This is a genomic window from uncultured Limosilactobacillus sp., from assembly GCF_934202235.1.
Lineage (GTDB): Bacteria > Bacillota > Bacilli > Lactobacillales > Lactobacillaceae > Limosilactobacillus.
This window is the reverse complement of the sequence record NZ_CAKPXS010000003.1, coordinates 1-12,187: the sequence shown is the minus strand read 5'-3', so window position 1 is coordinate 12,187 and position 12,187 is coordinate 1. Positions and strand designations below refer to the sequence as shown.

General features: G+C 48.5%; 11 protein-coding genes. 7 read left to right on the top strand and 4 right to left on the bottom strand.

What is annotated here, in order from left to right; translation table 11 throughout:
- The first annotated feature begins 198 nt into the window (after window positions 1-198).
- The 7 genes from yaaA (at window position 199) to rpsR (ending at window position 7,584) form a co-directional block, all read left to right on the top strand.
- Window positions 199-417, top strand: a complete 219-nt coding sequence (gene yaaA / locus Q0E49_RS01080; RefSeq protein ID WP_295745687.1) for a S4 domain-containing protein YaaA — start codon at window positions 199-201, stop codon at window positions 415-417.
- Window positions 418-433: 16 nt separating this feature from the next.
- Window positions 434-1,558 carry a DNA replication/repair protein RecF gene (gene recF, locus Q0E49_RS01075; protein WP_295745684.1) on the top strand — a complete coding sequence of 375 codons (1,125 nt, stop codon included), beginning with the start codon at window positions 434-436 and terminating at the stop codon, window positions 1,556-1,558.
- Complete coding sequence (gene gyrB, locus Q0E49_RS01070) at window positions 1,555-3,507, top strand: DNA topoisomerase (ATP-hydrolyzing) subunit B (protein ID WP_295745681.1); 1,953 nt, start codon at window positions 1,555-1,557, stop codon at window positions 3,505-3,507. Before recF ends, gyrB begins: the two co-directional genes overlap by 4 nt.
- A gap of 28 nt (window positions 3,508-3,535) precedes the next feature.
- Window positions 3,536-6,043 (top strand): DNA gyrase subunit A, encoded by a 2,508-nt coding sequence (gene gyrA / locus Q0E49_RS01065; RefSeq protein WP_295745679.1) that lies wholly within the window; start codon window positions 3,536-3,538, stop codon window positions 6,041-6,043.
- 221 nt (window positions 6,044-6,264) lie between these two features.
- Window positions 6,265-6,561 carry a 30S ribosomal protein S6 gene (gene rpsF, locus Q0E49_RS01060; RefSeq protein WP_295745676.1) on the top strand — a complete coding sequence of 99 codons (297 nt, stop codon included), beginning with the start codon at window positions 6,265-6,267 and terminating at the stop codon, window positions 6,559-6,561.
- Between the two features lie 35 nt (window positions 6,562-6,596).
- The gene (gene ssb / locus Q0E49_RS01055; protein ID WP_295745673.1) at window positions 6,597-7,316 is read left to right on the top strand and encodes a single-stranded DNA-binding protein; all 720 of its coding nucleotides are present in this window, start codon (window positions 6,597-6,599) and stop codon (window positions 7,314-7,316) included.
- Window positions 7,317-7,347: 31 nt separating this feature from the next.
- On the top strand, window positions 7,348-7,584 hold the full coding sequence (rpsR, locus tag Q0E49_RS01050; RefSeq protein ID WP_102280091.1) for a 30S ribosomal protein S18: 237 nt from the start codon (window positions 7,348-7,350) through the stop codon (window positions 7,582-7,584).
- A gap of 101 nt (window positions 7,585-7,685) precedes the next feature.
- On the opposite strand, the gene Q0E49_RS01045 is transcribed toward rpsR, so the two are convergent.
- The 4 genes from Q0E49_RS01045 to Q0E49_RS01030 form a co-directional block, all read right to left on the bottom strand.
- Window positions 7,686-9,623 carry an FtsX-like permease family protein gene (locus Q0E49_RS01045; protein ID WP_295745670.1) on the bottom strand — a complete coding sequence of 646 codons (1,938 nt, stop codon included), beginning with the start codon at window positions 9,621-9,623 and terminating at the stop codon, window positions 7,686-7,688.
- Between the two features lie 2 nt (window positions 9,624-9,625).
- Entirely contained in the window at window positions 9,626-10,381 is a 756-nt protein-coding gene (locus tag Q0E49_RS01040) for an ABC transporter ATP-binding protein (RefSeq protein ID WP_295745667.1), read from the bottom strand.
- Between the two features lie 124 nt (window positions 10,382-10,505).
- Window positions 10,506-11,471, bottom strand: a complete 966-nt coding sequence (locus tag Q0E49_RS01035) for an ATP-binding protein (protein WP_295745664.1) — start codon at window positions 11,469-11,471, stop codon at window positions 10,506-10,508.
- Complete coding sequence (locus tag Q0E49_RS01030; RefSeq protein ID WP_366509524.1) at window positions 11,461-12,108, bottom strand: response regulator transcription factor; 648 nt, start codon at window positions 12,106-12,108, stop codon at window positions 11,461-11,463. Before Q0E49_RS01030 ends, Q0E49_RS01035 begins: the two co-directional genes overlap by 11 nt.
- Between the last annotated feature and the right edge of the window lie 79 nt (window positions 12,109-12,187).

Below are 12,187 nucleotides of genomic sequence, written 5' to 3'. Positions count from 1 at the left end.
TTATTCGTCACGGTTCTTTTTTTGTGGTCAAAAAGTGCTAAACCGTTTTGGCTGGCCAATAAACCGTTTTGGCTTGATTTTGAAAAAAATGGGTTAATTGCCTAATTTTTCACGAGAAAGCCTTTGGTGGCGATTCTGTTTGTTTTTAAGGCAGTTAAAAGTTATAATAATAGGGTATTAAAATAAGCAGGTGATGAGATGGAAAAGGAAAAAGAGGTCAGGATTCACGGTGATTACATCACCCTGGGTCAGTTACTGAAGGAAGAGGGACTGATCCAAACTGGCGGGGCAGCAAAATACTTTCTTCGGGAAAATGAAGTGCTGGTTAATGGCCAGGTCGATACCCGGCGGGGAAAGAAGCTCCGTTCCGGCGATGAAGTAATTGTTCCGAACCACGGAAAGCTATTAATTAACTAGGTGGCGTGTTTGCAACATGATTCTCGAAGAACTTAAATTACATCATTTTCGCAATTATGATGACTTAACGGTCAAGTTTCATCCGGGAATCAACGTGCTGATCGGGGAAAATGCCCAGGGGAAAACCAATCTCCTGGAGGCAATCTACGTGCTAGCGTTAACCAAGAGTCACCGGACTGCTAATGACCGGGAACTAATCACGTGGAACCAACATGATGCAACCGTCGCCGGGCGAATTCGAAAACGGCTCGGGAGTTTGCCACTAGCGGTGCAATTCAGTTCACATGGTAAACGGGTACGGATGAACCACCTTGTACAACCACGGATGTCGTCTTATATCGGCGCGCTTAATGTTGTGTTATTCGCACCTGAAGACCTGCAGCTGGTAAAGGGTGCCCCGATTATTCGCCGCCAATTTATGGATACTGAGTTTTCACAAATGAGCAACCAGTACCTTTTTGCGCTGGGCAAATATAATCAGGTTCTCAAGCAACGTAATCAGTACCTCAAGCAGCTCAAATATCATCAGGAGACTGACAGGGTTTTGCTCGATGTCCTTTCAGAAGGGTTGGCAAAAAGCGGGGGTCAAGTGGTCGCGTTACGCTACCAATTGCTTCACCAGTTAGAAAAATGGGCGCAGGACCTCCATGAACATATTTCAACGCAGAAGGAAGAGCTGAAATTCCGTTACGTGAGTCAGGTGAAGACGGCCGATGATAAGACAGTTGCTGACTATCAGCAGGAGCTGTTAACCAGCTACCAGCAGCGGGCAACCCACGAAATTGAACTGGGAACCACCCTGACGGGACCGCACCGTGATGATGTTGCTTTTTTAGTTAACGGACAAAACGTGCAGAGTTTTGGCTCGCAGGGTCAGCAGCGGACAACGGCGCTGGCGGTGAAACTAGCAGAGATCGAATTGATGAAGCAGCAGACGAACGAGTACCCGTTACTGCTGCTTGATGACGTGTTGTCGGAACTGGATAACGACCGGCAGACGCACTTATTGACAGCTATCCAAGATAAGGTCCAGACGTTTTTGACCACCACCAGTCTGAGCGGAGTTGCCCGGCAGTTAATTAATCAACCGGCAATCTACCACATCCAACACGGTCAAATTAGCGAGGAGGAAACGCAGTGAGCGATCAAGAAAAAGCAGAAAAAATTAAAGAAGAAAAGGCAAGCGAATATGATGCCAGCCAGATCCAGGTCCTCAAGGGTCTGGAAGCCGTTCGGAAACGTCCGGGGATGTACATCGGTAGCACCACTGCCCAGGGGCTGCACCACCTCGTTTGGGAAATCGTTGACAACGGGATTGATGAAGCCTTAGCTGGTTTTTGTGACGAGATTAACGTGGTTGTTGAAAAGGACAACAGTATCACCGTGACCGACAATGGCCGGGGAATCCCGGTTGACACCCAAAAAGAAACGGGTAAACCGGCACTAGAAACTGTCTTTACCGTCCTCCACGCCGGCGGGAAGTTCGGTCACAGTTCCTACAAGGTTTCTGGTGGTCTTCACGGGGTGGGGGCCTCAGTTGTTAACGCCCTCTCCGAGGAACTGGACGTTTACGTTACTCGCCAGGGTAAGGAATACTACATGGACTTTACCCGTGGCCACGTTAAGACCCCAATGAAGGTTGTCGACGAAAACAAGCCGGAGGAAGAACACGGGACCAGGGTCCACTTTAAGCCGGATCCGGAGATGTTCCGGGAAACAACGACTTACAATATTAAAACGCTGACTGAACGGATCCGGGAACTGGCCTTCTTGAACAAGGGCCTGAAGATTACGATCGAAGACAAGCGGCCGGAAGAACCAACGAAAGAGGAATTTCACTACGAGGGTGGGATTCGTCACTACGTTGACTATCTGGACAAGGATCGTGAAGTCCTCTTTGACCCACCAATTTACGTTGAAGGGAAGTACAAGGGGATTACCGTTGAAGTATCGTTGCAGTACACCAATGACTACCACAACGAATTGCTGACGTTTACGAACAACATCCACACCTACGAAGGTGGGAGCCACGAAACAGGCTTTAAGTCGGCCCTTACCCGGGTAATTAACGACTACGGTCACCAGAGTAAGCAATTGCGGGAAAACGAATCGCTTTCCGGTGATGACGTCCGTGAAGGGATGACGGCGGTTGTTTCAATCAAGCACCCCAACCCGCAATTTGAAGGACAAACCAAGACGAAATTGAGTAACTCGGATGCCCGAACAGCGACGGACCACATTTTCGCCGAAACCTTTAACCGGTTCCTGATGGAGAACCCGGAGACGGCCCATAAGATTATCGAAAAGGGTTTACTGGCTTCCAAGGCGCGGGATGCCGCTAAGCGAGCCCGTGAAGTGACCCGGAAGAAGAGTGGGTTGGAAATTTCTAACCTTCCCGGGAAGCTGGCTGATAATACTAGTAACGACCCGAATATTTCGGAACTCTTTATCGTCGAAGGGGATTCCGCCGGTGGTTCAGCTAAGCAGGGGCGGTCACGACTGACCCAGGCAATCCTGCCAATCCGGGGGAAGATCCTCAACGTTGAAAAGGCCGGGTTAAACCGGGTCTTAGCCAACGACGAAATTCGGTCGCTGTTTACTGCGCTGGGGACGGGCTTTGGTGACGATTTTGACATTACCAAGGCCAACTACCACAAGCTGATTATTATGACCGATGCCGATGTCGACGGGGCCCATATTCGGATCCTGCTGTTGACGCTGTTCTACCGTTACATGCGGCCAATGCTTGAGCATGGTTACGTCTACATTGCGCAGCCACCGCTGTACCAGGTTCGTCAGGGTAAGTTCATCAAGTACATTCAGTCCGATGAAGAGCTGGATAAGGTTGTCAATTCACTGCAGCCGTCACCAAAACCGGTTATCCAACGTTACAAGGGGCTTGGTGAAATGGATGCCGAACAGCTATGGGAGACGACGATGAACCCCGATAACCGGCGCCTGCTCCGGGTTAAATTAGATGATGCGGCGGCGGCCGACAAGATTTTCCCAATGCTGATGGGTAACAAGGTCGCACCCCGGCGTGAATTTATTGAAAAGAATGCCAAGTTCGTTGAAAACTTGGACTTGTAAACGTGCGAGCTAAAGGAGGAACAAGATAGTGGCTGAACAAGACACACCAAGTCGGATTAGCAGTACTAACCTGACGAGCCAAATGAAGAACTCGTTCCTGGACTACGCGATGAGTGTTATCACCGCCCGGGCACTGCCGGACGTGCGGGACGGACTCAAACCGGTTCAACGGCGGATCCTTTACGGAATGAACGAGTTGGGGGTTACCCCGGATAAGCCGTACAAGAAGTCAGCCCGGATTGTCGGGGACGTCATGGGGAAGTTCCACCCGCATGGTGACTCGTCCATTTACGAAGGGCTGGTCCGGATGGCCCAGGACTTTAGCTACCGTTACATGCTGGTTGATGGTCACGGTAACTTCGGTTCGGTCGATGGCGACTCACCAGCAGCCATGCGTTATACCGAAGCGAAGATGAGTAAGATTGCCGTGGAAATGCTCCGCGACATCAATAAGAACACTGTTGATTTTCAGGATAACTATGACGGGACCGAGAAGGAACCGGTTGTCCTCCCATCACGTTTTCCTAACTTGCTGGTCAACGGGGCTTCCGGGATTGCCGTCGGGATGGCAACGAATATCCCAACCCACAACCTGGGAGAAGTTATCAGCGCCATCCACTTGCTGATGAAGAACCCGGAGGCAACAACCGAAGACTTGATGAAGGTCTTGCCAGGACCGGACTTCCCGACTGGCGGGGTTGTGATTGGTAAGTCAGGGATTCGGAAGGCTTATGAAACTGGCCGGGGCTCAATTATTGTCCGGGCAAAGGTTGAAATTGCCGAAAAGAAGAATGGCCGTCAGCAGATTATCGTGCACGAAATTCCGTTTATGGTTAACAAAGCCAAGCTGATTGAACGGATTGCTGAATTAGCCCGGGAGCACGAAATCGACGGGATTACCGGGGTTAACGACGAAACCGACCGTGAGGGGATGCGGATCGTCATTGATGTCCGGCGTGATGCCAGTGCCGAGGTTATTTTAAATAACCTTTATAAACTGACGATGATGCAGACCAGTTTTAACTTCAACATGTTGGCCATTGTTGACGGAGCACCGCGGATTTTGAGCTTAAAAGAAATCCTGCAGTACTACCTGCAGCACCAGGTTGAAGTTGTCCGGCGGCGGACCCAGTTTGAATTGAATAAGGCCCAACGTCGGTTGCACATTGTCGAAGGGCTGCGAATTGCCCTTGATCACATCGATGAAATCATTAGCATTATCCGTCAATCGCAAACGAGCGAAATTGCCAAGAAACAGTTGATGGATAACTTTGGCTTGTCAGACCGCCAGGCCCAGGCTATTTTGGATATGCGGCTGGTACGGTTAACCGGGCTGGAACGTGAAAAGATCGATGAAGAGTACAAGAAGCTGACCGCGGCCATCGCCGATTACAAGGATATTCTGGCCCATGACGAGCGGATCAACCAGATCATCTATGATGAACTGATGGAAATCCAGCGGAAGTTTGGTGACAAGCGGCGGACCGAACTGCAAGTTGGTGACATTACCAACATTGAAGACGAAGACCTGATTGAGGAAGAGGACATCATTGTTACCTTGACGCATAAGGGTTATGTTAAGCGGTTGCCGGTTGATGAGTTCAAGTCACAAAACCGTGGTGGCCGTGGTATCAAGGGGATGGGCGTCCATAAGGATGACTTTATTGAAGAATTGATTTCTAGTTCGACCCATGACCTATTGCTGTTCTTCACCAATACCGGCAAAGTTTACTCGATGAAGGGTTATGAGATTCCGGAATACGGGCGTGCTGCCCAGGGGATCCCGATTATTAACTTACTGGGCATCAACAATGATGAGAAGATCAATACCGTCATCAATGTTTCACATGAAACAAATTATGATGACAAGTACCTCTTCTTTACTACCGTTCAGGGGACCGTTAAGAAGACCGCGGTAGAAGAATTTAAGAACATCCGGAGTAACGGGCTGAAGGCAATCCACCTCCACGAAGGTGACGAGCTAATTAACGTTGATATTATTGACGCACACCAGAACATGATCATCGGGACCCATAATGGTTATGCGCTTAGTTTCAACTCCGATAATGTCCGCTCCATGGGTCGGGCTGCTGCCGGGGTTCGCGGCATCCGCCTGCGCGGGAATGATTACGTGATTGGGTCAGCGCCACTGGCTGCGGACAGCAAGGTCTTTGTTATCAGCGAGAATGGTTACGGTAAGCAAACACCAGCTGACGAGTACCCAATTAAGGGTCGTGGCGGTATGGGTGTCAAAACGACCAACGTCACTGCGAAGAACGGTCCGCTGGTTGGGTTGACGACCGTTGATGGTGACGAGGACATCATGTTGGTTACTGATAAGGGTGTCATTATTCGCTTTGGTATCGAGACCGTTTCGCAAACTGGTCGTTCTACGATGGGGGTTCGCCTGATTCGCTTAGATGATGGTGCCCAGGTTGCGACAATGGCGAAGGTTGCCAAGGATACCGAAGAAGATGGTGATGAATCCTCAGCAGAGGAGTCATCAACTGAACAGGATGAAAAAACGACTGAATAAGTTCCAATAAAATAGTTAAAAAACCCGGGGTGTTTCGTACTTTCTAGTTAGTACTGCATCCCGCTTTTTTGTTCAAACAAACCGTGAAAATATACTGAAAACCTTGTATTGCTTGCGTTTGTATGTTAATATTTTTAGCTGTGAGTATACGTAATCTACGTCTACTCTCCTTGTTCTTACCGCTAGTGGTGAGAGCCAGAGTCCATAAGGAGGTGTAAATAATGGAAACACGCAAATACGAAATTACTTACATCATTCGTCCAGACCTTGAAGAAGCTGCCAAGAGCGAATTGGTTGCTCGTTTTGACAAGGTTCTGACTGACAATGGTGCACAGCTCGTTGATTCAAAGGACTGGGATACTCGTCGTTTTGCTTACCCGATTGACAAGTACACTGAAGGTACTTACCACGTGGTTAACCTGACGACGGATACCGACGAACCTTTGAACGAATTTGATCGTTTAGCTAAGTTCAGTGACGACATCCTTCGTCACATGATCGTTAAGCGCAACGACTAATCAAAGGATGACAAAACTGAGAGGAGTGGATGCCGATGCTTAATCGTGCAGTCTTAACTGGACGTTTGACAAAAGATCCCGAGGTGCAGTACACCGCCAATGGAACTCCGGTCCTGTCTTTTACACTGGCAGTTGATCGTCAATTCCGTAATAAGCAGGGAGACCGTGATGCGGACTTTATTAACTGCGTTATCTGGCGGAAGTCAGCCGAGAACTTTGCAAACTTCACTCATAAGGGTGCCTTAGTTGGCATTGATGGCCGTATTCAAACGCGGAATTACGAAAACAACCAGGGTCAGCGCGTTTACGTGACTGAGGTGGTTGTCGATAATTTCGCCTTACTGGAACCTCGTCGCCAGGGTGGTAACGGTGGTGGCCAGTATAATGGCGGTCAAAACCAGTATGGTGGCGGTAACGGCTCTTACAATGGGGGTCGGGGTAATAACGGTTATGGTAATGGTCAGGGCCAAAATAATGGTTATGGCAATAACAATAGCTACGGTGGTTACCAGAATAACAGTTACCAGGGGAATAACAACGGTGGCGCCGTTGAAATTAACGACGACTCGTTGCCATTCAACACCAACAGCCAACCAGCACCGGCTGCTCCTCAGCAGAATAATTCATCGTCTAACCCGTCGAATGACCTTACAGCTGACCAACTACCAACAGGTGGCAGTAAGCCGGCAGGTAATGATGACGAGAAGAAGAAGTCGGAAAAACTGACTAATTCTGAAGACGATTTACCATTTTAAATAACATCATCGAGTAGAGGAGGGTAATTTCATGGCTCAACAACGTCGTGGCGGCCGTCGTCGTCGTAAGGTCGACTTCATCGCCGCAAACCACATCGAATACATTGACTACAAAGACACTGACTTACTTCGTCGGTTCATTTCAGAACGGGGCAAGATCTTGCCACGTCGGGTTACTGGCACTAGTGCTAAGAACCAACGTAAGCTGACGATCGCTATCAAGCGGGCACGGATTATGGCTTTACTGCCGTTCGTTGCTGAAGACTAATCGTCAAAAAATTAACCAGGCTATCGGTTGATGGCCTGGTTTTTTTATTATCGACAACTCCCCAGCGGCCAGTAAGATGGCTGTTGGGGAGTTGTTACTTATTAGTTATTATGAAGTGGCTGGTCCACAATCTGCCGGTAAACCCTGGTCGTTAAACCGTAAATGGTGAGGTATAAAATCAGGAGACTAACCGTGATGATGATACCAACCGTCATCATTAGTGGCATGTTATAGAAGTTTAGTTGGATCATAATTTGGCGAATTGCCGGGATAGCAAAGCCCAGATTAATGACGGCCCCGACTACAGGTAACAGGAAGACCATCAGGACCTGGCTGTGAATGCTCTTAATCGTTTCTTGTTCGCTAAGACCCACTTGTTGCATGGTGGCAAACCGTTCCTGGTCGGCGTAACCTTCAGAAAGCTGCTTAAAGTAAATCACAATGGTCGTCGTGATTCCCAGTGCCAAGCTAATGAGGATACCAATGAAGACCAGTCCACCATAGAGCCCGCTCAACAGTGAGGTGATAGTCGCTTTGCCAGTAAAGTTACCATTATTAACTTGCAATGCTGATTGAAGGGCAGATTCAAACCTGATTCGCTGTTTTGAATGGCCATTCAGCTGGTAATCAAAGCTGTTGACGAACAGTTTGGACATCCCCGTCGGTAGTTGGTTGACAACGTAGAACGTTGGCGGATAGATCCCGTGATCGGGGTTGAAGTATGACGGGTAGTGGGCCAACTTCTTGGCATGATAAGTCCGGTTAGCAATCGTGACCTTGCCGAAATGCCCCTTACCGTTACCGTAAGCGAGTGCTTGGTTACCGTTGAGATGGATATGCTGGTGGGTAATCCGGTTGTATTCTTTAGCGGAGATCAAAATAACTGAGCTACTGGTTCGATTGGTAATTTGGTTGATACTTCCCTGGCTAACGAAATGCTGTCCTTGCCAGTAACCATAATGAGGCGCAGTCATTCGGTAGGTCAGACGATGCTGAACCGTTGCGTGGTAACGGTTGGCAGTTCGCTTGATACCGGTAGTTTGTTGTGAACTTAGGTCTTGCGGACTAGTGATAACGACGTCTTGTGGGGAATATGACTTGATGGTGCTGCCAATTCCCGCATACAGGGTCACGGAGGTAAACAGGATTACCAAGATTGAGCTGCAGAGGAGGCAAATGGTTGCTAAGCTTGCCCCGTTTTGTTCCATCCGCTGACGCATCCCGGATACCGCAATAAAGTGGCGCGGCTGGTAATAATAGTTCTTCCTTCGCTGTAAGAACTGAAGGAGAACAATACTACCAATGATAAATAATAGGTAGGTCCCGATAACTAAGAAAAGGACGGCGAGAAAGAAGTGAGCAATGGCTGAAATCCGCGGTTTAATCGTGATGGTAATGTAGTAAGCCCCGACAAGGAAGGCAACACCTAAGAGGCCGGTAAAGGTATAGAGGCGGCCGTGACGCTTAAGGTTAACTACTTGCGGCCGCCAGAGCTGACTGGGGGTCAGCCGGTGAAGCTTTACCAGGTCAATGATCATCAGTAACGCGAAGAGGAGGACCATTAGAAGAGCAGTTTTGCCAATCGCGGTAGGGACCAGCCATGGTTGAGTCAGGTGGTTAATTTTCAGTAGGTAGCCGAAGCCGAGAAAGGCTAACTTTTCAAAAACAATCCCAATAGCTAGACCGGCGATGAGACTAATTCCCAGCAGGTAGGTTTTTTCAATCACCGTTAACCACTGAAGGTTGTGGCTAGTCATCCCCAGCATGGAATAAAGCCCCATTTCTTGACGGCGTTCTTGCCATAAGAACCGGTTAACATAAATTAAGAAAGCAATGGTGACTAGGAGGATGAACCGGAACCCGAGCTCGATAAGCCCGTTAGTAGCCGCACCAGTATTCAGCTTTTTAAGGCTGCTGTTAGCACCAACAGCGAGGAAAATATAATTAATTACCACTAGCATTGTAGTGGCCATCAAGTAAGGGCCATAGACACGGAGATTCCGTTTAAAACTGGAATTGATTAATTTCAGAAAGAGCATCGTTATTCACCGCCATTCGTTAGGGTCATCATGGTTTGACTAATTTGTTCCTGGTAATGTTTGAGGGAATTCTCGCCACGGAAAAGTTCGTGATAAATCCGGCCGTCCTTAATAAAGAGGGTTCTCTTAGCGTGGCTAGCAGCTGCGGCACTGTGCGTTACCATAATAATGGTTTGTTGCTGTTGGTTCACGTGGTCGAAGAGGGCCAGGATTTCGTTACTGGTGTTCGAATCTAGTGCCCCGGTTGGTTCGTCGGCCAGTAAGAGGTCGGGCTGGGTAATTAAGGCCCGGGCAATTGCAACTCGCTGCTGCTGACCGCCAGAGACCTCGCTCGGGTAACGGTCCAGGATTTGTTCAATCCCCAACGAAGCCGCCAGTGGCTTAATCCGCTCTTCCATCGTTGTTACTGGCAGCTTCGCAAGAACCAGTGGTAAGTAGATATTATCGCGATTAGAGAGGCTGTTTAGGAGGTTAAAATGCTGAAAAATAAAACCGAGGTGTTCACGACGGTATTTAGCCGCTTGATCGGCAGTCAGCTGGTTAAGGTTTTGCTGGTTTAAGAAGATCTCACCATCATTGGCTTTTTCCAGGGTGGCGATGATGTTTAAGAGGGTACTCTTCCCCGCCCCTGATTCCCCCATAATGGCGATGTATTCACCGGGAGCAACGTCGAAACTGATGTCTTTGAGGGCTTTTACCGGGTGAGTAGAATTTTGGTTGTAGGTTCTTTTTAAGTGGCTAATGTGCAGTAATGTCATAGTTAGTCATTCCTTTCCTGTGATTCGTTATTTTCATTATAAAAAGGTTCTTCGCAATTTCCTACTTACAGGAAGACGAAGAACCTTACAGTTTTGTAATGTTGGTTTGACACTATTTTGCTAACTACTGGCGAACGGCGGTAGCGGGAAACGCAAGACTGGCAGTTGTCCCAACTCCCAGCTGGGAGGTAACGGTCAGGGAAAAGTTGAGCTGGTTAGTCACTTTTTTGACGAGGAAGAGTCCCATCCCGGTCGATTTGGTCGTTCGGTGACCATTGTGACCAGAAAAACCATTATCAAAGATTCGTGGCAGATCGCTGCTAGCAATTCCAACCCCCTGGTCAATGATCTGGAGACGGTTATTCTGCCATTCAATTGTAATGGTGGAATTCGGGGTGGAGTATTTAATGGCGTTGGAGAGTAGCTGGTAGACACAAAAGCGGAGCCATTTACGGTCGGTGAGAACGGAAATTCCCGTTAAGCCGCGTAATTCAGGAACCAGTTGCTGGTGAATGAAACTGGCGGAATTATCCTTAAGAATTTGCTCAATGAGCGATGGCAGTCTAATCCACTCAAAGGAAAAGTCCGTTTCTGCCATGGAGAGGCGCTCATCACTCAGGAGCATGTTGAGGTGGTAGTTTGCTTGGGTCACCGCTGCCCTCACCTGTTGGCTATTAACTTGCGGCTGATTTTCAGCGGCAGCGAGCAAACTGGTGAGGGAGTTTTTAATTTCGTGCGAGTAGAGCTCAACTTGTTCCAGCTGTTGCTGCTGTTGTTCATGTAACTGATTACTAAGTTGTTGTTGCTGACGTTGTTGCTGGCGGTAGTGGTCCATCAGCGCGGCTTCAACTGGCGTGGTGGGGGTTGCCGACTGGTTCTGGTTAATGGCACTGACTTTTTTCCTGGTGAAATAGTAATCCAGAAGAAGCCAGATTAATAGTAACGGGAGGCTGAAGCGGATTAAATCGAACAGGACCGTTTTCGGGAAACGATAAAAAGTTAGCAAAAGTGCTAAGAGGCTAATGATAAGGAGGTAGCCGACGATTAGCGGGCAGTTCTTGGCCCAAAAGAGGGAGTGACTATGCTTCATGGTTATCCACCAGGCGGTAGCCAACGCCGCGTTCTGTCCGCAAGTCCTGGTCGAGTTGGACGGCCGTTAATTTAGCCCGCAAACGGCTGATGTTGACGTTGAGGGTGTTTTCATTGAGGAACTTGCCACCCTGCCATAACCACTCCAGGATTTTTTCTTTTGTCACGGTATGGTTGAGGTGTTTAATCAACAGTGACATTAGCGCCCCCTCAGTCGGCGAGAGGGTAGCAGTACCATGTTGGTTGACAAGCTCATTGGTGAGTGAATTAAAGTGGTTGTCACCCCACGTCAGCTGGTCATTCTCACTACTTTGGTTAGCCCGGCGGAGGAGTGCCTGAATTTTACCCAGGAGGACGGCGGTCGAAAACGGCTTCATGATGTAGTCATCAGCCCCCAGTGTGATGGCGTGCATAATGTTACTGTCGATGTCAGCTGCCGAAATGACGATGATTGGTGCCTTGCAAGTTTGACGGACTTTCCGGATCCAATAGAAACCGTCGAAGGTTGGCAGGGTAATATCAAATAAAATTATGTCTGGTTGAGACGCCACGACTTCTGTGGCAACGTTATTCCAGTCTTTGATGGTTTCAACTTGGTATTGCCACTTTGTTAGTGCAGCCGTCACGAGCTCGATAATTGAGGCTCTACACTAAATCCTGTTGATGGATTATCCAAGTGGTAATCTATTAATGGGATTTTTGCATACAAAAAGGGAG